This is a genomic window from Rhodococcus sp. USK10, assembly GCF_019378875.1.
Classification (GTDB): domain Bacteria; phylum Actinomycetota; class Actinomycetes; order Mycobacteriales; family Mycobacteriaceae; genus Rhodococcus_F; species Rhodococcus_F pseudokoreensis.
The window spans coordinates 224,902-249,106 of record NZ_CP076047.1 but is presented as its reverse complement, the minus strand read 5'-3'; the positions used below and the strand labels follow the sequence as shown (position 1 = coordinate 249,106).

Sequence of the window (24,205 nt, the reverse complement as noted above, 5' to 3'; positions counted from 1 at the left end):
TAAACCGGATCGGGGCGGGCACGGAACCCTCAATCGCAGCCTGATCGCACGAGCTGCTCCTGCGACGGCCACGACCGTCCCGGTCTCCTCGTCAGGTCAGGGCGCTGCCGGCCTGCCACTGCTCCCACGGCAGCGACCAGTCGCCGTTCTGCCACAGTTCGAGCGGGGCGCCGCCGGTGTTTCGGACCTCGACGATGTCGCCGGGGACGGAGAAGTCGTAGAACCAGCGGGCGTTGTCGGGGCCAAGGTTGAGGCAGCCGTGCGAGACGTTGGTGTTGCCCTGCGCCCAGATGGTGTCGGCGAGTTCGTGCAGGTAGATGCCGTCGTTGCTGATGCGGGTGGCGTAGTTGATCGATTCCTTGTATCCGAGGCGGGAGTTCACCGGTAGCCCGTAGGTGGAGGAGTCCATGATGACCGGGTTGGCCTTGTCGAGGACGGTGTAGATGCCGGGTTGGGTCCAGAACGAGAAGGTTTGACCGCCGACGACTTCGGTGCCTCCCCGGCCCATCGAGGTCGGCATGGTGCGGACCACGGTGCCGTTGTCGGTGACGGTGACCTGCTTGGTGGTGTCGTCGGCGACGGAGATGTGGGCGTCGCCGATGGTGAACGAGGTGGTCGCGTCCTCCTGCCCGAAGAGGTCTTCGCCGAGCGGGAGGCCGTAGACGTCGGCGCGGACGGTGACCCGGGTGCCCGGTGCCCAGTAGTTCTCCGGTCGCCAGTGCACGTTTTGGTCGTCGGCCCAGTACCAGGATCCGGTCACCGGGGGTGTGGTCTGCACGTGCAGGGCCTTCTCGGCGGCGACGCGGTCGGGGATCGGTTCGTCGAAGTGGGTGACGATCACGATGCCGATACCGAAGATGCCGCCGTCGGTGAGCAGGTTTCCGCCGGTGGTGACGAAGGCGGGTTTGGTCTGGTTTCCTGGGGTGACGGTGGAGAACGTGCTGGTCTGCTCGCTCCGGGCATCCTGGTCGCCGACGGCGGTGACCGCGAGGGTGTAGGTGCGGCCGTAGCCGAGGGGTACGCCTGGTTTCCAGGACAGGCGGTCGGGGGTGTAGATGCCCTCGATGACCCGGCCTTCGTCGTTGGTCAGGGTGACCGTCTCGAGGGTGCCACCGGTGGTGTTCACCGACACCGGGTCGAGGGGGTTGACCGCGGCGGCGGCGTCGGCCGGGGACACGGTGATCTCCGGTCCCGGTGGCGGTGTGGCAGGCCCGGCGGGTGGTTCGGTCGACGGCGCGCAGGCAGCCGCGACAGCGAGCAGCAGGACTGCGAGAACGGCGGCGAGGTGACCGTGACGGCGGCGGGCGGGCATGACACCAATTCTCCCCGCGCGGAAGGGGCCGGGCGCGCGAATTCGCTACGCGACGGCGGTCACCAGGGCAGTTCGCGGCATGGCCCTGGTTGCGATGGGCTCGGCCTGCAACGTGGCCCTGAAGTGGCTGCGCTCCAGTGCTTGGAAAAATGCCAGCGTGTCCGTTGTCAGTCGGGTTGGCATACGCTACCTGTGGGAATGCGACCTGTGTTGACGAGAATCGAGGCGTTTGACGGACAGCACAGTTAACATTTCCGTAGCGGTTCGGCGGGTCCGATACGAGCGCCGAGGTGACGCTGACGTGCACAATGATGTCGCCGCAAACGCAGATCAGTCGCAGGATGTTGTAGTGGATGTGACGGATCGGGGTGTCGTAGATGCGTGCGCCTGTACGGACGGCACCGTGTCACACGCTCGTTCGATCAGTTTCCGAGACGAACCGTATGCCACCCGGGTTCCGCAGTTGATGGGCACATAGTTTCGCTGGATGTGCGGGGTGACCTGGGCACACGTGGGTGGGGGATGCGGGCGTCTGTGCTTACACCCGGCGGGCTGCGGATTCGGTGTATTTATCTGTGATCGTGGCAGATGGACGATCCTGATGATGACGGAAAATGTTGGCTTGGGTGGTTGGTGGTCCACCGCAACATTGGCGGACCACGCAACGAGGTCCGCCATTGGATCAGTTGTGTTCCCGGGGAGTCGATGTGGCTGGCATCCTCGGTGATGCGGCGTTCTGCCAAGGCGGAGACCCCGGTGGGTTGCCCGGATGGGCACGTCAGTGCCGGGCCAGCTGAGGCGATCGACCGATCCGTCGCCGACATGCAGCAGGCGATCGACGACCCACCCCCAGCGAGGCTGCACTCGCGGCGACGCCGATCGGGCAACTGGCGATGACTCTTGGATCACCGTCAGGCCGTTCACGATCGCGGGGAACGGCATCGCGTCGTCGTCGAGGGCGGGGTTCTCTCTGCATGGTTGATGTCTGAGGACCCCGAGGGCCGCTCGGTCCTGCCCCGGGTCCGGCCGACCGGTCAGGTCACAAGTTGGGCCACGCGGAAATGAGAAAGATCAGGCCGGCCGCGAGGCCGAACACGCCAGCGAGCATGCCGAGCAGCGCTTCGAAGGAGGTCGACTCGTGGTCGGCGACATCGGAGTGCCACACGGCCAGTGCCCCGGTGACGAGGGCGGCGGCGCCGAGGATGATGCCGAATCCGAAAGTCCAGAACGACGCGATGGACACCGCGCCGAACATGATCGCCGCGTCGGACAGGCGGCCCCGTAACGCAGACGAGCGGAACGGCCAGCATTTCGCGCGGGTTCGGAGTCGAACGAGCGGGCGGCAGTGGTCATGATGCTCCTCTGTCGGACCGAAGCAACGGTGGTGCATCCGACACGGCGACGGCACAACAAAGGAACACGGTCGATCCCTGCTGGCCCGCACCAGCGCGACAGGGCTACTTCTCAGCCATCGCCAGCGAAACCGGATATGGAATTACGTTCGGGACGTAGCAGTGAATAACTGCTCCGCAGCAGCAATATTCGCTGCCCGCCCGCGTCAGACTTGGAAACTTTAGCACTCCCCTGAGGGGAGTGCTAGATGCAATGGGATGATGCAATCATTCGGCAAATGCTGGCACTATCGGAGGTCGAGTGCTAACTTTTGATTCGCACAGTGACGGTGCTCGTCGGGGGACGAGCGCAGGATTCGAGGGAGGTGCACTGCTGTGCCCGACGACGATCGTTCTCAGCACGATTTCAGTGATCCCGCCACCGACGGTCCGTTCGCGGTGGCCGAACCGGTGCGCTGGCCGGAGCCGAGCCCGTTGGCGCACTGGTGGCAGCAGATACTCTTCGGTGACCGGAGGTCCGCGTGAGAACCGTGCGTGTCCCGCAGGCTGTTTTTCGTTGCAGTCGTTGCGATCACGCGTATCGATCGCGGGACAGCGACCGGCCGCATCTCGCTGCTGCGATGGCCCGACTGAACGGATGGGAGATCGGTGACACGGTTCTGTGTCCCGGGTGCGCCTCGATTGCCGCGGTTGCCTGCTGATTCGAAACCCTGACGGCGGTAATCACCCGGCACGGCCGTCTTCTGAGTCGCATCTTCCCCCGTAGTCGTCGTTATGGGTGGGGGGACGCCTGCTGGGGTGACGGTGTGCACGGCAGGCGGCATGGGCGGGCCTGCATGTCGGGGGACGTCGGGCGACATGACACCTCGTGGCGGCGGTTGTCACTGTTTGGTGGCTGTGCGCCGTCGGGCAGTGGCGAGCACATGCGAGAGGACGAATCCGGCGCGATGCTCAACGCGCTTGTCGGACTGACTTTCTCGTAAGCCTCGGGCATGAAGGTATCTGCCCGTGACGCCGGCATTGCGTGGGCAGCGAAGGCGGGTGGCAGCGAAATCGGCTCGGGTGCGCTCGGTGCGAGAGGGCGGCACCCACGATGCCAGCCAAGGGGAGGATCACCTACTGCCGCATCAGACAATGTTTGCCCTGTTGACAATCTCGCGTAACTTCTCGTCCGCGGCGGGCTTGTTCCGCCAGATGGTGTAGCGGCGAATCATGCTGGACTGCTCGCGATGAGAGGCATGGTCGGTGCCGTCGAGCGAAAAGTATCGCAATGCGCGGCACCGCACGCCTACCGAGCTGTGCCGCACAGAGATGCTGGAGGCGCTCGGTGCCAACGGCGATGAACGAGCTCGGCGTCGGCGAGGATGTAGGCGAAGTGTTTGGCGGCGGTGCGATGCTGCGGACAGAAGCGATCGGGGCTGTGATTCGGTGCAAACCGTCCCTGGCCTCATCGGATCCAGAAGGGTCGTCTCCTGAAACGGACGTCTTGCAGGTTCGGCGACCCGGTTAGGGACGGTGGGGAGGGGGGGTAAACCGGTATGACGACACTGCCGTGTGCGCTGTGACCGGCGATGCACGTCACCCGACCTATGTGAGGTAGTCATGTCGACCGATGCGATCGTGCTTCTGAAAAACGACCACAAACAGATCCGAAAATTGTTCCGCGATTTTCGCGGTGCCGGATCAGGTGCGGAGGTGGAAAAGGGCCGCATTGTGAACAAGATCATCGAGGCCTTGACGGTGCACACATACATAGAGAACGAGGGCATGTACCCGAAGGTCCGTGAGCTCGCCCCGGACCTCGAGGACGACATCCTCGAATCCTATGAAGAACACCATGTCGCCGATGTCCTGGTCGTCGAACTGGCAGCGATGACACCGGACGACGAGCGGTTCGACGCCAAGGCCACCGTACTGATCGAGAACGTCGAACACCACATGGAAGAAGAAGAGCAGCAGTGGTTCCCCAAGGTGCGAGAAGAGCTGGGACGGAAGAAGCTCCAGGAAATCGGTGAACGACTGATCGAACTGAGGGAGAAGGCGCCGACCACTCCCGCCCAACCGTCGGCGCTGAAGAAGACGGTCGACGCGGTCCTGAAATAAAGGTCGGGGACGCGCGGAAGGTACGCGACGGAGGGATCCGGCAAGGCGGGCCCTCGACACCGTGCGGACAGTGCTCGTGAGCATGCCGTTTCGGATCGCCGCCACCTTACGCGGCAACGCCGGCGTCTTCCCTCCGCGCGGCCTGGTTGCCACCGGATGCATGGAATTGAGCACCGAGTGGTGGACGCTGGAGTCGAGGACACCGATCGAAGTGGTGGCGAGGTTGTCCGGGGGAGTGGGAACACCAAACGGCGTACCCGACGCGCTCGGCCTCGCCGTCAAAATTCCACTCGCCATGCCGGGAACACAGTGGGATCTGCTGCTGGCCGACTCCGGCGCCTCGGCGGTAACCAGGGTCCTTCGCTCCCTGCCTCGGGGTGGGACAGTGCCCGCTACAGCAGCCTGATGCCCTATTCGTCGAACCGTGCCGATACCAGATGGGTCCTGGCCGTTCCCGTCGGCACGCATCCCGCATCGACGTCGCTGGCCGAGTTACGCGACGCGATCACTCCCGCGCCGCTGAGGTTTCGGCTCGAGCTGGTGTCGGTGACCGGTCCGCCGGTTCCCGCCGGGCGGGTGACGCTGACACAGGTACAGGACCTCCCGGACAACGAGCAACCGACCTTCGACCCGATACGAAACCGGCCACCGCGGTTGACGCCGCGCCCCAGGTGGCTTGCCGGGGTGCGGATCTGCGCCTATCGGTGAAGTCGCCGCGGCCGTGGCGACCGCCTATACGCCTCCTCTCCGAGTGTCACCGCGAGCGTTCAGCTGTGCTGACCGCCGCGGATCACCACGTTCTCTTCGATGCACTGTTCGGCAGCGAAGATTCCACGGGCTGCGAGCATGTGGCGGCGTGCGGTCAGGACGGGTGCGAACGGAATCTCCCGTCGAGCGACGAAATCGACCTGCAAGCCCTGCTCCTTGAGCATGACGTGGGTCTCCTCGGAATCGGGACACACCCCGCGCCGGACCTCATTGCGGACCAGAACGACGAGCTCATCGCCGACCTGTCGCCTCGAGTTAGCGGGCGCCCTCGGTGTCGTCGAAGAACGACCAGCCATCGGTGTGCTGCACTTCCATCCGCCAGCCGAGTTCGCTGTTGCCGGCGCGGACGTCGACGAACCAGGCGTGCGCGTCTTCCGCGCTCTCGATGTCCTTGGTCTCGACGACGGTGCCGGTCGGATCGAGTACTCGATAGGTAGCCATGCCGATCCTGCGGGTCACCAGACGTCCGGGCGTCCAGCTCGTGATCACTGAACTCACTCGTCGGCGCACCCTGGAGCATTCTGATCGAGCTGTCCACCGATCGCGGCGAGTCTCGCGGCGTGGACACGTGTGGTGGTGACGGACTCGGAGGCGGGATTGCCGTCTCAGGCGACGTCACTGCGGGTGGCTACCCTCGGCGAATTCCTCGACGATCTTCGCGCAGAACGCGGGCAGATCGCCGGGGTTGCGGCTCGAGACCAGCCCGTTGTCGACCACCACTTCCTCGTCGACCACGTTGCCGCCGGCGTTGCGGATGTCGGTGCGCACGCTGGGATACGAGGTGAGGGTGCGCCCGCGCACGACGTCCGCCTCGACGAGTGTCCAGGGTCCGTGGCAGATCACGCCCACGGGTTTGCCCGAAGTGACGAAGTCGCGGACGAAGCCGACGGCCGACTCGTCCATCCGGAGGTGGTCGGGGTTCGTGGTGCCGCCGGGCAGGATCAGTGCGTCGAAATCGGCGACGGACACGTCACCGACGACGGCGTCGACGGCATAGGTGCCGGCCTCGTTCACGTCCGAGTTCATGGCCTGGATCTTGCCGGGGGACAGCGAGATCAGCCGCACCTGCGCGCCGGCGCCCTCTACGGCTTTCCGGGGTTCGACGAGTTCAACCTCCTCGACGCCGTCGGTGGCCAGGATCGCGACCGTGCGGCCGCGCAGTGTCTGTGCCGATGTCATGAGTACTTCCTTCCTCTCGTGGGCACACAGACGGGTACCCGGGTGACCGGAGGTCAATCGGATAAGAATCAGAGCCGTCGGAGTTCGCTGGTCGCGGGACCCTCGAGAAGTGTTCCGGCGGCGATGAATCGGGACCCATGCAGCGGGCAGTCCCACGAATCCTCCGCATCGTTCCAGCGGAGCGCACCACCGAGGTGCGGGCAGACGACGCAGACGCGGTCGGTGTGACCGTTCGAGGTGTACTCGCCGACGGGCAGGAACCCCTCCCGCACGATGCGTGCCCGGCCCGTCCCGCGTTGTCGTCCTGCGAGTGCGTCGCCCCAGCCCGCGGTCAGGTCCATCGCCACCTCACCGTTCGCCCGCACTGCCCCGGGAAGGTCGAAAAGCTGCGTCGGCGAATAGCTCTGGAAGGCCTCGGCCCACCGCATGTGGCCACCCAGAATGCGTCCGGCGAGGACGAGAGCGGCGGCGACGCCGTTGGCCAGTCCCCACTTTCCGTAGCCGGTGGCGACGAGAATGCCGTCGCTGCCGGGAATCAGTGGGCCGACGTAGGGGAGCCCGTTGAGCGAGGAGTAGTCCTGCGCCGACCAGCGATGGGTGGGCGTGGCCCCGGGAAAGTGACGGCCGGTCCAGGCCAGCAGATCGTCGACCGCGGCCTGCGGCGACGTGCTGCGGCCGACGTCGTGACCGTTGCCGCCGACGACCAGAACACGACCGTCGTCGGCCGGGCGCAGCGACCGTGTGGGCTGATCGGCGGTCAGGTACATGCCGCCGGGTGCACCGCCCGGCACCCGGAAGGCGGCCGCATAGGATCGTTCCGCCGTCAGTCGGGCGAAGAATCCTCCGAGGTCGAGGATCGGAGTTCCCGTCGCGAGAACCACGCGGCGGGCTTCGATGTCGCCGTCCGGCGTCGACAGGACGTGCAATCGCCCCAGTGTCCGGACCGAGGTCACGCGGCGGTGCTCGAACACGTCACCGCCGTGGGTGATCAGGTCGCGGGCCACCCCGTGGAGAACGGGCATCGGATCCAGGTACGCCTGGTCGTCGATTGTGACGGCGTCGACGTGGGGCACCGGCATGTCGAGTTCGGGCACCAGTCGGACGGGCAGGCCCACCGACCGGGCGGCCGTGTACTGGGCGCGGACCGCGTCGACGCCGGACTCGGTCTGCGCGAACGTGAAATCCGGTGCAGTCCCGACGGGAATTTCACCTTCGTGGCAGTACCGGAGCAGCCACTGCTGGCCCTCCAGATTTACCTCGACGTACGAGCGCAGGATATGCACCGCGTGACGTCGGCCGATCTCGGCGAGCCGGGTACCTTGCAGCACACTGACCTTGCCCGTGGTGTTCCCCGTCGTGACGGCGCCGATGGTCCGCGCTTCCACGACGGCGACATGCTGTCCCGCACGGGCGAGCAGCAGCCCGAGGATCAGGCCGGTCACCCCGGCGCCTACCACCACGGTGTCGTACCGTCCACGTGCATCCCACGACCGTCCCGTGACCGCACCGCGGTGCCCGGCGACGTGATCGAGCTACAGAGAAGGCATTACGGCTTCAGGACAATCTTCACCGCGCCGTTTTCCATCTTCTGGAAGTTGTCGTGCGCGTGCGGGTCATGGTCGAGGGGCAGTTCGTGCGCGGCGAACGTGTCCAGGCCCAGGGGATCGGCGTCGGGCAGGAACGACATGACCTTCCGTTTGCCCTGCCACATGACGGCTCTCATCGGGCTCTCCGGTTCGCCTTCTCGATTGCGTCGACGAGTTCCGCCTTCGTCATGGTCGACCGGCCGTGGATGTCGAGCCTCTGTGCGAGGTCATCAGGTGGTCTTTGCTCGCGTGGGCGTCGACACCCTCTGTCGTCTCACCGGAGGCGTGGGGGCCGCCGCTCTTCGCACGTTCGTCGGAGGGGCCCTTCTCGGCCTTGGCCTCCCAGTGGTCGCCGACCTTCTCGTAGCTGTGTTTGAGGGCATCGTTGGCGACGCGATGCGCTCGTTCCTCGTCCCCGTACTGGTCCATCGCGGAGTCGTACACCTTGGCGAACGTGCGCTGCGCCTTCTCGGACGACTTCTTCAGGGTTTCCGGGAGTTCGCTCTTCTTCGGCTTGCCGCTCTCGGTGGTCTTCGGCACGGGAATCCTCTTCGAGTGTCGGGTGCACTTTGGGACGGTTACCCGGCTCCCGGATGTTTACGCGGCCGGGGGTGGAGTCAGCGGGGCACGGAGGGCCGCCTGTTCGAGCAGCGTCGGGGCATGCTCGGGGTCTCGCCGCGGATCGGCGGCGGTGTGCCCGAGTCGGCGACTGCCGTGGCGCCGCTGCACGATGATCCGAGTCAGTCGAGTCTCGGCGGGGTTTGCGATGGTGACCCTTGCGTGGTGCCGCTGTGCCGTTCGATGGGAGACCCCACTACGCCGTGAACGCCGAGTTGGAACCGCCTGTCACTCGCGTGATTCGTCGCCGAGCACAGCTGTGGTGGAGGTCTGTGGGGAGGCACCGATGCGCCGTGAGCCGCGGGTTTTCCGGCCCTTCGAGGAGGGTGCCGTCCGCGTCGAACCTGCATTCGTGCAGAGAGCAGACCCACGATTGCTCCCCTCGCGCCACCGCACCTCAGATGTGACACATGGTCTATCTGATGCTGGGCGCGATGATCATTATCGAGCAGCGCCGCCTCGGTCGGCGTGCGCCGAATACGGACTCGGTGCCGACGCGACGTACCCGACAGGATCGAGGTGAGGTCGGCCGGATCCGCGGTGGGGTGGCCGCACACTCGACGACAGCCGGCACAGAACCGGAAGGCTGACCGTGCGATGTGCTCACCCGTTTCGCGCCGGTGAGAATGAGTCCAAGCCGGGCCGGTCGGGGGAAGGTTCTGGGGTGCGGACGATCTGCTTCTGACCGCGGGCCTGTTCCATGCGGTCCTCGAATTTGTGCTCGGTGCCGTCGTCGGGGGTCGTCGAACACCGACCGCACGGCCTGAAACCGCCGGGAACGAACAGACCGCACGCAACCGGAGCCGTCCGCGGTCGCCGTGTGCCGAGTTCGTCTCCAGAAGACCTGTCCTGTCAGGGATAACGTTTCGACCTTGAGATGCGGGTCGCGTCGTCGGAGGCCCGTGTCACGGTTCGGGATGGTCGATGACGCCACGCCAGCCCGTGGCGAGGGTGCCGCGGTCCTCGACGAACCATTTGTACCGTTCCAGGTCCTTGGTCATTCGCCGGGACAAGATCCCGAGCGTATCGGCGACGTGTTCGGCGACACCGTCGGGATCGAGGTCCATCTCTGCGGTCACCCGGGTGTGGGTGTTGTCGAGAGGGGCGAAGGTGATCACCCCGGCATGGATGGGGCCGGCATCCGATCTCCAGGCCACCCGCTCGTCGGGGCGCTGCTCGGTGATGGTGGCATCGAATTCACGCCTCTGTCCGCCGATCTCGACGGTCCAGTGAGTGTGGGTGTCGTCGAGTTGGCGAACCTCGGTGACGCCCTTCATGAACTGCGGGAAAGACTCGAACTGGGTCCACTGGTCGTAGGCGACGTGCAAGGGGACGTCGACATCGACGGATTCGGTGACAGTGCTCATAACCTCCGCTTACCCGCCACACATCGGGGCATCACACGCGAGGCGTCGATGCGAGGCGGAGCTTGCACCGGGTATGCCGGTGACACCATGAACCCCGCGCCGAACCCGCTCGCCGAGCCTGTCGGAGGTCTCCGCAATACTTACGTGCACCACCAGTCACACAGGTAACAGGAGAACAGTCGCATGCGCCCACACCCCCGGACCGCCCTGCTCGCGTTGGCTGCGGTGTCCGTCCTCGGCCTGACCGGGTGCTCGGCGATCGCCGACGCCGACCCGGGCACCGGGTCACTCGGCGGCGCACCGGCCGCCCCGGCACCAGTCTTCGATGCGGGACCGGCGTTGGCGAAGCTCGACACCCTCGCGGTGAAGGGCCGTGCTCCGAAGACCGGGTACACCCGGGAGCAGTTCGGCCCGTCGTGGTCCGACGACAACGGTGTCGAGGGCGGACACAACGGCTGCGACACCCGCAACGACATCCTCCGCCGCGACCTGGTGGACCTGACCTACAAGACCAGCACCCGCGACTGTGTGGTGGCGACCGGCACCCTGCACGACACCTACACCGGCACCACCATCGCGTTCGTCCGCGGCCAGGACACCTCCACCGCCGTCCAGATCGATCACATCGTCGCCCTGTCTGATGCGTGGCAGAAGGGCGCCCAGCAGCTCAGCCCGGAGCAACGCCGCGACCTGGCCAACGACCCCCGCAACCTGCAGGCCGTCGACGGCCCCACCAACTCGCAGAAGTCCGATTCCGACGCCGCATCCTGGTTGCCGCCGAACAAGGCCTACCGGTGCACCTACGTCTCCCGGCAGATCGACGTCAAAGCCCTCTACCGGTTGTGGGTGACCCAGGCGGAGAAGGACGCGATGAGCCAGGTCCTGCACTCCTGCTGAGCACCGCTGTGCCAGCCGAGATCAGCGTGGACGCGCACCGCCATACGCGATCGGGGGACACCATCCGTTCGACCCACCGTCCACGGACGTTGTATACCGATGATTAGGTGTCCCGGCCCCGGGTAAGCACCCGTATACGCACCCCGCGCCGGGCACAGCTCCAACACACACCCTTCCCGCCCGCCAACCGAGGTACGCGGACGACAGCTCGGCATTTGCGGGGTGACGACGATGAAAACCAGCGGCCAGGTGGTAGTGGCCCTCGGGGCGGGCTACCTGCTGGGGCGAGGGACCGCGACGCTCACCAGTTCCCCGGAGGTCGCCAAGCTCTGCGAGACCGTTCGGGGAGAGCTGATGACCTCCGCGAAAGCCGCGGCGATCACTGCGGTCACCTCGCACATCGATTCGCTGACCAGCCGGCTCCACTCCGGCGGTGAGAGCCCGGCAGGGCACGTGGGCACTGGAGCCGGCGCACTGGGCAGGTCCGGCGATATCCGCCGGTTGCACCTCGTCGAGCCGGACGAGGGCGAGACCAAGGACCGTGAGGGGGAGAGGTCCGCAGAGAACGAACAGGGCCGCACAGACGGAAACCGAGCGGGTAAGGGAAAAGGGGAGCCGGGCAAGGAGACGGACGAGACCGACGAAAGCCCCGCGACCGAGCAGCCCGAGCAGGAACAACGGCCGAGACAGCGACCCCGACGAAACCGGAGCACAAGCACCGCCAAGGAAATCCGTCAGTGGGCTGTCCAGCACGGGTACGAGATCTCCTCCCGCGGACGCATACCCGCGGACATCGAGCACGCTTTCGCCGACGCCCACTGACAACCGGAGCGGTGGCCAGGCCGTCCACGCACAGCCGCGTCACCTGCGAGACTCGACCCGAACCCGAGTTCGGCGCTGCCTCCTGTCCTACTCCTGATGCCGCCGGGTCCTGCCCACCCCTGTCCGCGGGCACAGACGGTGTCCACCGCATCCGTTCGTGCGCCCGACCATGATGAACGGCCGGTGCGCCCCGCCGCCGGGGTGACGCCTTGGGAACTTGGTGTCGAGGTCGGGAAGTGGCACTGGGCCGGAGATTCAGCCGAGCACGATCTGGCACGCCGCCGATCGGCTCATCTCCAATCCCGAACTGCGCGGCGCGCTCCCGGACACCAGCACTGTCTCCGGACACCTGGACATGTCCACGGTTCCAAGGCCCCGGTCAGCCCGCCGCCGCGGCCGAGTCAGAGTGAGGCGGCGATCACCCTGCCTCGGGCCTCGACGTATCTCCACAGCAGCGCGGTCGTCGTGGCGTCCGGGTGCGCCAGCTCGGGTAGGTCCTTGGCCCCCACGATCTGATCATCAACGGCCGCGACCTTGCGCAAGCACTCATCGATCATCTCGGGGGTCAACGGGACGGCGTCGAGGCGTGCAGTGAGGTAGCCGATCGAGTCCTCCAACCGAAGGTCCGAGGTGGGTGCGCCGGTGCACCGATTGGCGGCACGTTGCGCCCAGTCGTCGAGTTCTGCGACAGTGTCAGGGTTTTCGACGGCGACGCGTACCGCCCGGTTGACAGCTTCCGGGTCGGTGATGTCACCGTCGAGGAAACCTCCCCGTTGCAGAATCTGCTCCAAGTGATGATTGGCGAGACCGTCGAATCTGCTCCACCTCCAGATCACACTGCTCATGACCCTCATACGCGGGTCATCCCCCTGCCCCATGTCCGCCCTCCCCGTTGATGAAACATGCAGATCGGTATGTTTCCATATCTGTGGGTCAACGGGGCAATCCGAGCGGCGGCTGCGGGTTCAGATTTCCGCGGCGCGAACGGCGATGAGCCGCCGACTGGCAGTGCGGCGTTCGCGGCCGATGACGAGGAGGTGCTCGAAGAGCTGATCGTCGGGCAGTTCGGCCGCGGCTTGGGCCATCGATTGCGCGGCCTCGTGGTAGCCGCGCCGGTAGGCGCGGGTAACCACAGCTTTGGCGTAATAGCCGAGAGAGACCGGATCAGCTCCCGCGGTGGCGACGTCGGTGAGGGCACGGGCGATACGGATGCCGTGGTGGCCGGCGAGTTCGCCGTCGCGCTCGAGGGCTGTGGCAACCATAGCGGCGCCGTGAGGTGCTCCCTCTCGCACGAGTGCGGCGATGACACCATAGAGCTCGGCGTTGAGGGGGCGGTGGAAGTCATGATTTCGACAATGGCGACCGCCCGTGCGGCGGTGTCGGCCGGTGCCCAGAGCAAGGCGCACAGACACAGGCCTTCGATATCCTCGCGGAGGTCGGCGTCCACGTCGTCGGGGCGGAGCACGTCGACAGTTTCCTCGGCGATCGCATGGTCGCTGGTGCTCACCTTCGTCGCCTCCTCCGGGCGTGGGTGGTGGACAGGCTGCAGATCGGTGGGGTGTGACGCGGTCGGGCGTCGTGGAATCAACTACTCGGCGGCCCGGTTTCGCGCGGCCTGACGGCGGTGGCGGGACACCACTGGGTGACCTCGAGGGAGCCGAGATTGTTTCCGGTGGGGACAGTGAAGGTGCATGCTGCCAGCCAGGAGCCGCGGGAGGTGCGCGCCCACGCATGCAGCACGCCGGGAACCTGGATGTCGAGGTTGAGTCCTTCGGCGCGGACCCGGAGCGGAAGATCGTGGGCGAGGCGGCCACCGTCGTGCGCGATCGCCGTGGCCAGATCGACCGTCACCGGCTGGGGTGGGGTGATCGTGCGCCACGGCTTGGGGTCGTAGGTGGGGCGCCAGTGCCGAAACTTCTCATCGAACATACATTCGATTATCTGTCATGGTGGCACACCGGCGCCAACGGCCGGGACAGGGAAGACTCCGCTGGTGGCGCCGCCAACACGCGGTGTACGGCTGATCGACCGTGAGTGGCACAGTCCCGGCCGCATAGGACTGCGTCCTGGTCCTGGGGCAGCGCAAAGCGCCGGACTCGATGCCCGGCGGCCCGGCCCCCCCCCGGGATGAGGCCGGCGGGCCCGGTACTCAGCGGAGTCAGGCACCAGAGACGGGGCACGAACCCGGCGCCGAGCGGGTTCCGCTCCTCAGGCGCGTCCACCGGGCAGCCCCGAATCAGTGTGGGCCGATGTCCTCTGCCGGCTCTTCGCGTCGGTGGGTGGCCTGGGATCGCAGCGAACCGCGACGGGGTGGCCCACGGGTCTTCCGGCCGGGATTGTCGCCGTCCTCTGTCGACCTTGTGGTGGGACGTGCGCATGATTGTGCCCCGGCATCGGGGGGATGACGCCGGGGCACGGGGGGTGTCCAGCAGAACAAAATTGGGGGGATGCGCTGCTGGAGCAGCACTCATCCTAACGGTGTCTCGGACATGCTCACGCGTGGGGTGACCGTCTCCGCAATCGCCGCGTGCCCGTCAGCATGATTCCGGGCGGCGGGCCCCTGGCGTCGTCAGGAGGACCCCTGGTGCCACCACTCGGCGGCGCTGGATTCGATTTCGTGGGCGCGTGTGGGCCACGTGGGATCGGCGGTCAGCGATCGGATGGTTGCTGCCATTTGTATTGCGCTGCCGTCGATGTCAAGTCTGGTCAGGAGGCGGGCGATGCGGGTCTGGTTCTCCGGCCAGCGGCCGCCGGTGGTTTCGACAAGCACCGCGACGAGGGTGGCGCACTCGTGGTCGGTGATCGGGGGAGGGGTGCGAGTCATTCCGCGCAGTCCGCGGCTGCCCCGGGTGAGCCATCGGTCGCCAGCTTCTCGCTGGATCCGTCGCCAATACACGGGGCCACGGTTGCTGAGGAGGGAATGCACCGTCGGACGGTAGCAACCCATGGTCGATCAGCCGTGTGCGGCGGTGCCAGCCGCCGCAGGGGGCGCCCGGCACCATCGCGCTCGGGGGCACCGACGTCGGGTTTCCGCGACCGTGTCGGAGGGTCGGTCTACTGTGACGTGTGCGACGAGCAGCAGGTCGCCACTCACTGCCCAGACCGGTGATCCGTTCACGGTCCTGATCTGCGGAGTTCCGCGGATTGGTAGGCGGGTGGCGCCTGTTTCTCGGTGAAATCTCATGGCCTGCGCGGATGATGTACGCCCTCTTTCGTCCCGGTCGACAAGGGCGCAAGCAGTGTCTGTGGCCGAGCCGTGATCGCCGATGTCTGGTTCGGGCGAGGTCGCCCGGCTGTCCCAGGTTCTCGATCATGCCGTGGGAGACCTGCGCGGGGTGTCAGAGGAAAGCCGCCGACGCCTTCCCCGGTGTCAGCGGCTCCTCACCCGCCCGGGAACGCTACGCAGTGCAGGTCTTACCCGGTCACGGGGTGACGGTGACGCCATATCGCCTCTCGGCAAGTGGTCGCTCGCGGCGACTGTTCTGGTGTGGTACCCGGGGTATGCGCGCCACCGTCAGCCTTCTCAACAGCGGACCCTCCATCGGTATTCCGACGCGAGTACGTCCACGGCTGAGGCGCCCGGGCCGGCACCGGGCCGGACCCGTGGTCAGTGGGCATCGCCGGTGGCGATCGGCTTCACCAGGTCCTCGCCGTTGTTGCGGACGTTGTTCACGGCCTTGGACACGGGGTAGGTGTCCAGGCTCCCCGGTGCCGGGGGTGCCATCAGGGATCGGGCGTAATCGACGTCGGTGTTGGTCGGGTCGAGCCAGTCCGCCCAATTCGCTTCGGCCACGCTCATCGGCATCCGGTCGTGGATGTGCCCCACGTCGTCGGTGGAATTGGTGGTGATCACCGAGAAGGTGACCAGCCAGGCGTCCGGATCGTCGTCGGGGACGTCGGGGTTGCGCCAGAAGTCGAAGATCCCGGCCAACGGCAGAATGTCACCGCCGGCGGGGTGGATGTAGTACGGCTGTTTGAGCGGTTTCCCAGTTTTGCCGACCTCCGCGGTCGGGAACCACTCGTAGAACCCGGACACCGGAATGATCGCCCGCCGGGACTTGAAGGACTGCCGATAGGCCGGCTTTTCGTGCACCGTCTCGGCGCGGGCGTTGATCATCCGGGAGCCGATCTTCGGATCCTTCGCCCAGAACGGTGTCAAACCCCACTTGAGGTTGCGGAGCTGCCGCTGCGGCTGCTTATCGTCGGTGTCCTTCGGTGTGCGGGCGATCACCACCGGCGAGGTTTTCGTGGGTGCGACGTTGTAGTCGGGAGGAACCTCGGGGTCGGCCCGGTCGGGGTCGATCTCGAAGGTCTCGAGCAACGACCCCCGGCTCGTCGTCGAGGCGTAGCGACCACACATACCGATAGCGTGCCACGCCGCACCGACGTCGCGGGTGAGGTCGCATCAGTGGGCGTCGCGGAAGGCCTGCTCGATCTCGGCGGGGATACGGCCCCGGGAGGACAGTTCGTAGCCCTGCTCGAGCGCCCAGGCGCGGATCTTCTTCGTTTCCTCCCGCGGCCGCTTCCCGGCAGTGGCGGTGCCCGACCGGTCCGAGCGGTGTTTGCGGCCGCCGACCCGGGTGGAGTGCGTGATGTAGTAGTCGAAGGTCTCGCGGAGTTCCTTCGCGTGTTCGTCCTTCAGGTCGATCACGTACTCGATGCCGTCGACCGCGTAGCTGATGCTCTCGCCGTCTTCGCCGAAGGCGGTGCCGTCGATGTCGTCGACCATCTCCACTACGACCTTGCGTGCCACGGATTTCACTCCTCGCGTTCTTGGGTACGGGACCAGACGACAGTACTGGGGGGCACCCCACGACATGCGGGGCTCAGCGCGGACCGTGGACGTTCAGGCGACGACGAGAACGGCGCCCCGCCCACCGCGGATCGTCGTTGCAGGACGGAAACGACTTCCGTGCAACGACTCTCATGGCATGCGCGGATTCGGGGGTCGAGGGTGGCCGGTGCCGAGATGAGAATGAGCGCCTCTGGGTGGGTGTGGCTGTGGCCCTGCCATGGATTGGCGAGGCCACAGCCACCCGAAGCTGTGGTGCCTGGCGTGTCCGGGCCGGGGGTTATTCGGCGTTCTGGTCGGCGTGCTCGAGGATCAGGTACTGCGCGGAGATCTGCTGATCGACGTCCTTCTTGTTGTCGGTGCCGCTGGCTTCGCCGACGTAGCGGCCGTTGGCGACCATGCAATAGTCCTGGGTGCCGTTGACGGTGTCCTTGGTGGCGCATTTGGCGTCGGGCAGACCCGGTGGGGTGGGCGCGGCGGTGAACCCTTCGGCGAGCAGGTCGTTGTAGAACTCGGTGAGGATCGTCTCGGCGCCGGCCTCGTCTTTCGCCCGGTAGACGGTGGTCTTGTAGACGGCGTTGTGGTCGGATCCGGCGTCGGTGAGGACCTTGTACGTCAGCGGCGGGTTGGTGGAGCGGTGCGCCATGCCGCGGGGCCCGTAGGCGGCCATGTCGTCGCCGAGTTGGGCTTGGGCGTCGTCTTCGGGGATCGCGTAGATCAGGACCTTGTCCTGGTCGATCATCGGCAGCTCCGCGGACTGGCCACCGTTCTGCGCACGGGTCAGGGTGGCCGGGAACCGGTCGATCAGCGGTTCCTGCAGTTGCAGGGCCGTCGCGACGGCCTTCGCGGTCCAGTCCTTGTCGGCGGCGGGGGCTTTCGCCCAGGTGTAGAGCAGGTAGTCGCCGTGCGGGGTGAACGCATTCACCGACACCTCGGGTCCGGCATTGAAGTTCGTCTGTCCGGTCGAGACCAGGGTGTGGGGCAAGATGTCGATGCTTTCGGCGGTCTCGAGGCCGGTGCCGTCGTCGACGGTGAGCAGATTCTGGTGGATGTCGCGGGCGGTGGCGGCGGCGTCGCCGGGGTTGTTGAACCGCATCACCGCCTGGACGACGGACCGGGACGGGTCGGTGGTTTTCGTGGTGGGGGTGGTCGCGGTCGAGACGTAGCCGTAGAGCATCTGGTGGCTGTGGGCGATGTCCCCGGCGGCGTCGCTGAGGACGACACCGAGGTTCTTGCCGCTGCGCATCACCATCGTGGGCATCTTCACCGACGTCAGTTCCGGGTCGATTTCGAAGGGGACGACGGTGAACTCGGCGAGCCGCTGCCCGTCGACGTCGAGGATGGTGTCCTGGGTGGCCCGCCCGAACTCCGGGGCCGGGCTGGTCGGGTAGCTGCCGGTGTCGAGGGCGGCGGGATCGACACTCGCGGTCGCGGCCTGGTCTCCGCCGGATTTGCCGACCGGTTCGGCGGTGGTGTCGGTGCCGGTGCAGCCGGCCAACAGCACCGCGGCGGCGAGCACGGCCGCGGGCATCCACGTGGTGGTCCTCATGCTCATGTCGGTCCCTTCCCTGTTCCGCCCCCGCGAGTGTCGGCGTCGCCGGGCGGGAGCGTGTGGTCGTGGTTAGTTGGAGGCCGCGACCGCCTGGAAGGTTCCCACACCGCTGCGGTGGCCTCCGTCACACCCACCGGTGATGCGGGGTGGTCAGCTGACGGTGCAGGCCCCGGCCCGGCCGCGCTAGGGTTCGACGGCGCCCCACCACCCGGGCGCACACAGGACCACGGCGGAAAGGGGAGAGGGGCGTGGACACCGCAGCCCAGACCGGGCAACCGGCCACTGTTGCCTCCCCGGCCGCCGAGACGCCGCCGCGTGAGCGCGCCGAGGTGCTGCTCTCCTCGATCACCGGCAAGATCCTGCGCCCCTTCGGGTACGACGCAATCAGCGATCTCGCCGAGCAGCGGGCCCGAACCGTGGAGCAGACCCGGTCGGTGGTCGTGGTCGGCGAGGTCAAACGGGGGAAGAGTTCGTTGGTCAATGCGCTGGTGGGGTGGCGCGGCGCCTCCCCGGTGGGGGTGGACGTGACGACGTCGACGACGATCAGCTTCGGGGAGGCGACCGCCGAGCACCCCGGGGGGACGGCGCAGATCCTGTTCCCCGGCCGCACCGAGCAGATCCGGCATGCCGAGTTGGCGGACTGGGTCTCGTGCGAGGGCGCCCATGTCACCGACAGCCGGGTCGCGGAACTGCCCACCCGCGCGATCGTCCCGGTCGCCGGCAGCCGCCTCGGGAATGTCACCGTGATCGACACCCCCGGCGTCGGCGGGCTGGATCCGTCCTACGCGGTCCTGGCGGAAGCGTCGGCGTCGCAGGCCTGCGTGCTGGTAATCGTGTGCGATGCCACCACCCCGCTGACGGCACCGGAGATGGCGTTCATCGACAAGACCGGGTCCGCGGTGGAATCGCTGATCGTGGTGGTCACCAAGACCGACAAGAACATCCGCCGCTGGCGGCCGATCGTCGACGAAAACCGGGAACTATTGCTGCGGCACCTGGGCCGGCAGGTCCCGGTGCTGGGGGTGTCGAGTCTGCGGGCGGTGATCGCCGCCGAGATGGCACCCGGCCCGCTCCGCGACCACGCGGAGGCAAGATCGGGGATCGCCGAGCTGCGCGAGCTGATCGGTGCGAAACTCGCTATCGCCGAACACCTTCCGGCGATCACCGGGCTGCGGACCGCGGTCGAGGGGCTGCGCACGTTGGCGACGGACATGCACACCCAGATCGGGGCGATCACCCGCAGCGGTGAGGTCATCCCGGATCTGACCGCGCAGCTGACCGAACTGCAGGGCCTCACGGACCACTCGACGCAGTGGGAGCAATACCTGCAGCGGGATCTGACGTTGATCCGCCAGCACGCCACCGACGACCTCGACCGCCGCCTCGACGGGATCCGGCAGAAGTGGACCACCCGGATCAACAAGAACGGGATGGCGGTGTTGCGGCGGAACCCGCAGCATTTCACCGCCGAGATGGAACGCGACTTCCAGGCGGCGATGGCCGGGTCGGTCAACCTGTTCCTCGAGCAGCTCTACACCCAGATCGTGCACCCGCGATTCGCCTCCGAGATCATCTGGCACGAGATCTCCGAGCAGGTCCTCGCGACGTTGTCGAACCGCACCCTGGAAACCCACCAGGTCGCCGGGAAACGGCAGGGCCTGCTCGACCCGTCGATGATCACCATGGGCGTGATGGGCTCGTCGATGCTCGGCGGCCTGATCGGGGTCTCGGCGATGATGGGCGTCGGGGCGGTCGTCGGCGTCGCCTGGGTCGGATTCAACCTCGGGTTCAAGGCGATGCGCGCCGGGAAGACGAACCTGCTGTCCTGGTTGCGGGAGACGATCGCGACCACCAAGACCACCACCGCCCGGATGCTCGAATCCACCCTCGCCCTTGCCCGCCCGGAGATCGTGATCCGCTACCGCGAACACGTCAAAGCCTCGATCGAGACCCTGCAGGGGCAGATCAAAGACGCCGAGGACACCGCCCGGGCGGACAAGGCCACCCGGGAGAAGAAACTGACCCGCCTGCAGAACAACCTGCGGGTGGTCGAGAACAACATCACCCGCGCCGAAGCCCTGATCGCCGAACTGTCCACCCACCCCACACCCGCCGCCGACCCGGACGGCGGGGATCCCCGGTGACCGCCACCCCCACCGCACCGGCCGCCGATCCGGTGCGCGCCGGCCTGGACCGGGCATTGCACGCGCTCGCCGCCCTGGCCCCCGACCTGGCCGCCCACGCCAACCGGATCGGTCAGATCCTCTGGTCCCCGCCGCGGATCGTGATCGTCGGCCGCCTCAAGGCCGGGAAATCAACCCTGGTCAACGCCCTGATCGGGGCGCCGGTCGCCGAAACCGCCGCCCTCGAGGCCACCAGCATCGTCGCCGTCTACCAGGACGGCGCCCCCTCCCGCGCCGAGGTGGTCCTGCTGGACGGCTCCCGCCGCCCGCTGCACCTGTCCCGCGGCCACACCACCGACCTCGGGGTCGCCCCCGAGCAGGTCGCCTACCTGCACCGGTGGCTGCCCTCGGCGGCGATCCGCGACTTCACCCTGGTCGACACCCCCGGCCTGGCCACCCTGACCGCCGAGAACGAGGCCCGCACCCGCCGGGTCCTCATCGACGGGTACGAGCAGACCCGCACCGCCTCCGTCGACGCCGACGCCGCGGTGTTCCTGTTCGACTCCGCCCCCCGCGCCGACGAGATCTCCTTCCTCAAACAACTCGGCTTCACCCCACTGAACACCCTCGGCGTCCTCTCCCGCGCCGACGGGTTCGGGGAAGGCGCACTGGGGCAACGCAATCCGCTCGAGCACGCGATCGCCCACGCCCGAGTGCTGGCGGACCGGCTCGCCGACACCGTCATGACGGTGATGCCGATCGCCGGGCTGCTCGCCGAAACCGCCCACACCGGGGCGCTCACCGAGGCCGACGCCCGCGCACTGGCGTCGCTGACCGGATACGGGCCGCTCGAGGTGCTCGATCTCCTCGACACCGACACCCCCACCGTGGTGCCCGCGGCGGTGCGTGATCGGCTCCTCGACTTGCTCGGCGAATACGGCATCGCCGCGGGCCGCGACGTCGCCGCCCACGGGGCCGCCACCCTCAACGACTGGCTGGCCGCGCACTCGGGGATCCCCCAGCTGCGGGGCGTGCTCGCGGAGCATCTGGGCCGGTTCGCCGCCGTGCACCGGGCCAGCCGGATCATCCGCGAACTCGACCAACTCGCGTTCACCCACCCCGCCCGGGACCAGATCCGCGGCGTCGTGGACCAGCTGCGCCGCGACCCCGCCCTGAACACCGTGGTGCTGTTCGAACACCTCAAGGCCATGCTCGAGGCCGATCCCCGCTCCCCGGTCACCACCGAACTGCGCCGGCTCCTCGAACACCCCACCCCGGCCGGGCAGCTCGGCCTCCCCGCCGGTGTGGGCCCGGACCAGGTGCGGGCGACCGCGCAGCAGAAGCTGAGCTGGACACACACCCAGGCGCTGTCGACGCTGACCGCGGCCGAGGACGCCGCCCTGATCGTGCTGCAACACGCCTACGCCGCCCTCGCCGCCACCTGAGACCCAATCCCAGGGCGGGCCGGGTCGGTGGGGGTGTGTGCTCGTCGGCGGGAACCTTTCGCCCGCGGCCCGCATCGAACCATCACCCGCCGAGAACACCCTTGTGGAAGGACCGACCCGTGATGTTCCACCGACCGCCGCAGCCACCGCCGCCACGCCGGCGTGACATGATGCCCGGGCGCGACCGCGCCGCACCGGCCGCCGCGCGCATTCAGTGGGGTTCGAGCACGAGGGGGATCAATGTCTAGGCCGGACTGGCTGCTGGGGATCGACTTCGGCACCTCCAACACCGCCGCCGCACACACCGGCGCGGTCAGCGGCGCGGTGGAAGCGCTGCAGCTCAGCCACAACCGCACCACCATGTCCTCGGCGGTGTTCGTCGAAACCCCCCACCAGATCGCGGTCGGCGACGTCGCCACCAACCGCGCCGAAACCAACCCCGCCGCCTACCTGCCCTCCCCGAAACGGGTGATCGGGCAGGGCGTGGTCAACGTCAACGGCTACACGATCCCCTCGTCGGTGCCGGTCGCCGCGGTCCTCGACTCGGTGATGGCCCGGGCCCGCGCCGCGCACGCCGGGCAGGCCCCCGCCCAGCTGGTGCTCACCCACCCCGAGGCATGGTCCCCCGCGAGATCCAGGTACTCCTCGACGCCGCCGCCCAACTCGGGCTCGACCCCTCCCAGGTCACCACGGTCTCCGAACCACGGGCGGCGGCGCACTACTATTCGCGGTCGAACACCCTCCCCCCGGGCGCGAAGATCGCGGTCTTCGACTTCGGCGGCGGCACCCTCGACATCGCCGTGCTGGCCGCCAACGACCACGGCACCTTCGACGTGGTGGCCGCGCGCGGCGACAACGGCCTCGGCGGGAAGAACTTCGACGCCTACATCCGCCGGTGGGTCGATGAACAACTCGACGCCCGCAACCCCGAACTCGGTGACTACCTGCGGTCGGCGCCGATCGATATCCGGCACGCCCTCGACGATTCGATCCGCCGCGCCAAGGAACTGCTCTCGGAGGCACCGTCGGCGACCATCACCGTCGCCGGCGGCGGGCACACCGAAAAGTTCCAGATCACCCGGGAGGAGTTCGAGGAACTCATCACCCCGGCCTTGGAGAAGGCGGTCACCCTCACCCGCGCCACCCTCGCCGACGCCCACGTCACCGACCCCACCGGGCTCTACGCGCTGTATCTGACCGGAGGGTCCTCCCGGATCCCGATCGTCCAAGACCACCTCAAGGCACTCGGGCCGATCGCCACCCTCGACGACCCGAAGACCGTCGTCGCGCAGGGCGCCATCGCGGCCGCCGCCCCGATCGTCCGCGGCCTCACCACCACCACCACCGCCGGCGATACTGGGGCTCGGTACACCCACCCCACCCCGCCGACATCTGCCCCCGAACGCCCCGGCGGGCCGGGCGCGACCGCACCCCTCCCGGACCGGCCGACCCCGGCCTGGCACCCCACCCCCACCCCGGCGGCGGACACGGGTGCGGGCCGCAAGAAGTGGACGGTGATCGGCGCCGCGGCCGCCGCCGCGGTCATCGCCGCCGGGGTGATCGGGGCGATCACCCTCACCGGCGACGACCACAGCGCCGCCGATCAGCCGGCCACCGACACCGCCGCGGCCGGGGACACCGCCGACGCGGAACAGGTCGGCGCCTCCGGCACCGGAAACACGCAGGTTCCCACCACGAAAGACACTGTGCTGGCCGCGCTTCCGGCGTCCCTGCGGTCAGATCTGGAGAACTGCAAGACCAGCGGCGAAACCGAGAACGGTGGACTGGAAATGCAATGCACCCTGAAGGAGGGCGCCGCGCTCACCGCCGGCATCTCCGACCAGGACTACCAGTCGATCATTCTCAGCGTCGACGCCGCCGAGGCGAAGAAACGGGTCCTCGGGATCCGGCAGGGCTTCCAGAACGACACCACCTCGACCGACAACGAAATCGTGGAGAACATCCCGCGGACCGCGGCCGCCCACATCGACGGTCCGGGCTACGCCGGCACCTACTCGATCTGGTACGCCAACGGCTCGACCGGGGTGATGGCCAGCTTCAGTGACGTCCAGGGCCTCGACGGCGCGAAGACGTTCCTCTCCCGCGCCGGACTGATCAACTAACCATCCCGCCCCCGCACGAACTCGCTGCGCCCGCCCCACTTTTGGGGCGGGCGCAGCCGTCTGTGCACGGCCCTTCCGGGCTCGGTCGCGACCGGCGCAAAAGTTTTTCCGTGCGCCCGGGAACCTTTCGGGGCACTCACCGCATCCAACTCTCGACAACACCGGG

The 24,205-nt window shown here is 67.6% G+C and carries 23 protein-coding genes and 3 pseudogenes; 9 read left to right on the top strand and 17 right to left on the bottom strand.

Going from position 1 to position 24,205, the window contains the following annotated elements:
• Positions 1 to 91 precede the first annotated feature (91 nt).
• Together I1A62_RS01700 and I1A62_RS01695 are read right to left on the bottom strand one after the other, a co-directional pair.
• A complete protein-coding gene (locus tag I1A62_RS01700) occupies positions 92 to 1,312 on the bottom strand; it encodes an Ig-like domain-containing protein (protein WP_219453694.1) in 1,221 nt (406 codons plus the stop codon).
• Positions 1,313 to 2,351: 1,039 nt separating this feature from the next.
• Positions 2,352 to 2,567, bottom strand: coding sequence for a hypothetical protein (locus tag I1A62_RS01695; protein WP_219453692.1), 216 nt, complete (start codon positions 2,565 to 2,567; stop codon positions 2,352 to 2,354).
• 472 nt (positions 2,568 to 3,039) lie between these two features.
• Here I1A62_RS01695 and I1A62_RS01690 point away from each other — a divergent pair, with 472 nt between their 5' ends.
• Positions 3,040 to 3,189, top strand: a complete 150-nt coding sequence (locus I1A62_RS01690) for a hypothetical protein (protein ID WP_219453691.1) — start codon at positions 3,040 to 3,042, stop codon at positions 3,187 to 3,189.
• A 602-nt stretch (positions 3,190 to 3,791) separates the two neighbouring features.
• On the opposite strand, the pseudogene I1A62_RS45660 reads toward I1A62_RS01690, so the two are convergent.
• A pseudogene (locus I1A62_RS45660) lies at positions 3,792 to 3,938 on the bottom strand (IS630 family transposase); the annotation flags it as partial.
• Between the two features lie 328 nt (positions 3,939 to 4,266).
• Here I1A62_RS45660 and I1A62_RS01685 point away from each other — a divergent pair.
• The 3 genes from I1A62_RS01685 to I1A62_RS45650 all read left to right on the top strand — a co-directional run bounded on the left by I1A62_RS01685 (position 4,267) and on the right by I1A62_RS45650 (position 5,475).
• The gene (locus I1A62_RS01685; RefSeq protein ID WP_124395475.1) at positions 4,267 to 4,767 is read left to right on the top strand and encodes a hemerythrin domain-containing protein; all 501 of its coding nucleotides are present in this window, start codon (positions 4,267 to 4,269) and stop codon (positions 4,765 to 4,767) included.
• Positions 4,768 to 4,843: 76 nt separating this feature from the next.
• Positions 4,844 to 5,173, top strand: coding sequence for a hypothetical protein (locus I1A62_RS45655; protein WP_257890349.1), 330 nt, complete (start codon positions 4,844 to 4,846; stop codon positions 5,171 to 5,173).
• Complete coding sequence (locus I1A62_RS45650; protein ID WP_257890348.1) at positions 5,173 to 5,475, top strand: hypothetical protein; 303 nt, start codon at positions 5,173 to 5,175, stop codon at positions 5,473 to 5,475. Before I1A62_RS45655 ends, I1A62_RS45650 begins: the two co-directional genes overlap by 1 nt.
• 59 nt (positions 5,476 to 5,534) lie before the next feature.
• Here I1A62_RS45650 and I1A62_RS01675 read toward each other — a convergent pair whose 3' ends face one another.
• From I1A62_RS01675 to I1A62_RS01645, 7 genes and pseudogenes are all read right to left on the bottom strand, one after another.
• Positions 5,535 to 5,699 (bottom strand): hypothetical protein, encoded by a 165-nt coding sequence (locus I1A62_RS01675; protein ID WP_219453689.1) that lies wholly within the window; start codon positions 5,697 to 5,699, stop codon positions 5,535 to 5,537.
• Between the two features lie 91 nt (positions 5,700 to 5,790).
• Complete coding sequence (locus tag I1A62_RS01670; protein ID WP_219455011.1) at positions 5,791 to 5,976, bottom strand: hypothetical protein; 186 nt, start codon at positions 5,974 to 5,976, stop codon at positions 5,791 to 5,793.
• Positions 5,977 to 6,150: 174 nt separating this feature from the next.
• Positions 6,151 to 6,714: a type 1 glutamine amidotransferase domain-containing protein gene (locus I1A62_RS01665; RefSeq protein WP_219453687.1), complete on the bottom strand. Its 564-nt coding sequence runs from the start codon at positions 6,712 to 6,714 to the stop codon at positions 6,151 to 6,153.
• Positions 6,715 to 6,782: 68 nt separating this feature from the next.
• Complete coding sequence (locus tag I1A62_RS01660) at positions 6,783 to 8,174, bottom strand: FAD-dependent oxidoreductase (protein ID WP_257890347.1); 1,392 nt, start codon at positions 8,172 to 8,174, stop codon at positions 6,783 to 6,785.
• A gap of 86 nt (positions 8,175 to 8,260) precedes the next feature.
• Positions 8,261 to 8,392, bottom strand: a pseudogene (locus I1A62_RS01655) (glutathione-dependent formaldehyde dehydrogenase); the annotation flags it as partial.
• 41 nt (positions 8,393 to 8,433) lie between these two features.
• Positions 8,434 to 8,840, bottom strand: a pseudogene (locus I1A62_RS01650) (ChaB family protein).
• Between the two features lie 983 nt (positions 8,841 to 9,823).
• Positions 9,824 to 10,285 (bottom strand): SRPBCC family protein, encoded by a 462-nt coding sequence (locus tag I1A62_RS01645; protein WP_219453685.1) that lies wholly within the window; start codon positions 10,283 to 10,285, stop codon positions 9,824 to 9,826.
• Positions 10,286 to 10,468: 183 nt separating this feature from the next.
• Between I1A62_RS01645 and I1A62_RS01640 the strand changes: the two genes are divergently transcribed.
• Together I1A62_RS01640 and I1A62_RS01635 are read left to right on the top strand one after the other, a co-directional pair.
• A complete protein-coding gene (locus I1A62_RS01640) occupies positions 10,469 to 11,182 on the top strand; it encodes an HNH endonuclease family protein (protein ID WP_219453684.1) in 714 nt (237 codons plus the stop codon).
• A gap of 231 nt (positions 11,183 to 11,413) precedes the next feature.
• Entirely contained in the window at positions 11,414 to 12,004 is a 591-nt protein-coding gene (locus I1A62_RS01635) for a histone-like nucleoid-structuring protein Lsr2 (RefSeq protein ID WP_219453682.1), read from the top strand.
• A gap of 401 nt (positions 12,005 to 12,405) precedes the next feature.
• On the opposite strand, the gene I1A62_RS01630 is transcribed toward I1A62_RS01635, so the two are convergent.
• The 7 genes from I1A62_RS01630 to I1A62_RS01600 all read right to left on the bottom strand — a co-directional run bounded on the left by I1A62_RS01630 (position 12,406) and on the right by I1A62_RS01600 (position 18,351).
• Entirely contained in the window at positions 12,406 to 12,849 is a 444-nt protein-coding gene (locus I1A62_RS01630; RefSeq protein WP_257890346.1) for a hypothetical protein, read from the bottom strand.
• Between the two features lie 120 nt (positions 12,850 to 12,969).
• A complete protein-coding gene (locus tag I1A62_RS01625) occupies positions 12,970 to 13,296 on the bottom strand; it encodes a hypothetical protein (protein WP_257890345.1) in 327 nt (108 codons plus the stop codon).
• A 292-nt stretch (positions 13,297 to 13,588) separates the two neighbouring features.
• On the bottom strand, positions 13,589 to 13,933 hold the full coding sequence (locus I1A62_RS01620) for a hypothetical protein (protein WP_219453676.1): 345 nt from the start codon (positions 13,931 to 13,933) through the stop codon (positions 13,589 to 13,591).
• Between the two features lie 640 nt (positions 13,934 to 14,573).
• Positions 14,574 to 14,930, bottom strand: a complete 357-nt coding sequence (locus I1A62_RS01615) for a hypothetical protein (protein WP_257890344.1) — start codon at positions 14,928 to 14,930, stop codon at positions 14,574 to 14,576.
• Between the two features lie 681 nt (positions 14,931 to 15,611).
• Positions 15,612 to 16,364 carry an SOS response-associated peptidase gene (locus tag I1A62_RS01610; RefSeq protein ID WP_219453674.1) on the bottom strand — a complete coding sequence of 251 codons (753 nt, stop codon included), beginning with the start codon at positions 16,362 to 16,364 and terminating at the stop codon, positions 15,612 to 15,614.
• Between the two features lie 45 nt (positions 16,365 to 16,409).
• A complete protein-coding gene (locus I1A62_RS01605) occupies positions 16,410 to 16,757 on the bottom strand; it encodes an Lsr2 family protein (protein WP_219453672.1) in 348 nt (115 codons plus the stop codon).
• Between the two features lie 319 nt (positions 16,758 to 17,076).
• Positions 17,077 to 18,351: a hypothetical protein gene (locus I1A62_RS01600; protein WP_257890343.1), complete on the bottom strand. Its 1,275-nt coding sequence runs from the start codon at positions 18,349 to 18,351 to the stop codon at positions 17,077 to 17,079.
• Between the two features lie 245 nt (positions 18,352 to 18,596).
• Between I1A62_RS01600 and I1A62_RS01595 the strand changes: the two genes are divergently transcribed.
• The 3 genes from I1A62_RS01595 (at position 18,597) to I1A62_RS01585 (ending at position 24,039) form a co-directional block, all read left to right on the top strand.
• The gene (locus I1A62_RS01595; RefSeq protein WP_219453670.1) at positions 18,597 to 20,492 is read left to right on the top strand and encodes a dynamin family protein; all 1,896 of its coding nucleotides are present in this window, start codon (positions 18,597 to 18,599) and stop codon (positions 20,490 to 20,492) included.
• Positions 20,489 to 21,916, top strand: coding sequence for a GTPase (locus tag I1A62_RS01590; RefSeq protein WP_219453668.1), 1,428 nt, complete (start codon positions 20,489 to 20,491; stop codon positions 21,914 to 21,916). The genes I1A62_RS01595 and I1A62_RS01590 overlap by 4 nt, the downstream gene beginning before the upstream one ends.
• Before the next feature lie 617 nt (positions 21,917 to 22,533).
• Positions 22,534 to 24,039: an Hsp70 family protein gene (locus I1A62_RS01585; protein ID WP_257890342.1), complete on the top strand. Its 1,506-nt coding sequence runs from the start codon at positions 22,534 to 22,536 to the stop codon at positions 24,037 to 24,039.
• The last annotated feature ends 166 nt before the right edge of the window (positions 24,040 to 24,205 follow it).

Bases quoted from the DNA above. Each gene is read 5' to 3' on its own strand.
- I1A62_RS01700 (WP_219453694.1), bottom strand. From the start codon at position 1,312: ATGCCCGCCCGCCGCCGTCACGGTCACCTCGCCGCCGTTCTCGCAGTC.
- I1A62_RS01695 (WP_219453692.1), bottom strand. From the start codon at position 2,567: ATGTTCGGCGCGGTGTCCATCGCGTCGTTCTGGACTTTCGGATTCGGC.
- I1A62_RS01685 (WP_124395475.1), top strand. From the start codon at position 4,267: ATGTCGACCGATGCGATCGTGCTTCTGAAAAACGACCACAAACAGATC.
- I1A62_RS45650 (WP_257890348.1), top strand. From the start codon at position 5,173: ATGCCCTATTCGTCGAACCGTGCCGATACCAGATGGGTCCTGGCCGTT.
- I1A62_RS01675 (WP_219453689.1), bottom strand. From the start codon at position 5,699: ATGCTCAAGGAGCAGGGCTTGCAGGTCGATTTCGTCGCTCGACGGGAG.
- I1A62_RS01670 (WP_219455011.1), bottom strand. From the start codon at position 5,976: ATGGCTACCTATCGAGTACTCGATCCGACCGGCACCGTCGTCGAGACC.
- I1A62_RS01665 (WP_219453687.1), bottom strand. From the start codon at position 6,714: ATGACATCGGCACAGACACTGCGCGGCCGCACGGTCGCGATCCTGGCC.
- I1A62_RS01645 (WP_219453685.1), bottom strand. From the start codon at position 10,285: ATGAGCACTGTCACCGAATCCGTCGATGTCGACGTCCCCTTGCACGTC.
- I1A62_RS01640 (WP_219453684.1), top strand. From the start codon at position 10,469: ATGCGCCCACACCCCCGGACCGCCCTGCTCGCGTTGGCTGCGGTGTCC.
- I1A62_RS01635 (WP_219453682.1), top strand. From the start codon at position 11,414: ATGAAAACCAGCGGCCAGGTGGTAGTGGCCCTCGGGGCGGGCTACCTG.
- I1A62_RS01630 (WP_257890346.1), bottom strand. From the start codon at position 12,849: ATGAGCAGTGTGATCTGGAGGTGGAGCAGATTCGACGGTCTCGCCAAT.
- I1A62_RS01620 (WP_219453676.1), bottom strand. From the start codon at position 13,933: ATGTTCGATGAGAAGTTTCGGCACTGGCGCCCCACCTACGACCCCAAG.
- I1A62_RS01610 (WP_219453674.1), bottom strand. From the start codon at position 16,364: ATGTGTGGTCGCTACGCCTCGACGACGAGCCGGGGGTCGTTGCTCGAG.
- I1A62_RS01600 (WP_257890343.1), bottom strand. From the start codon at position 18,351: ATGAGCATGAGGACCACCACGTGGATGCCCGCGGCCGTGCTCGCCGCC.
- I1A62_RS01585 (WP_257890342.1), top strand. From the start codon at position 22,534: ATGGTCCCCCGCGAGATCCAGGTACTCCTCGACGCCGCCGCCCAACTC.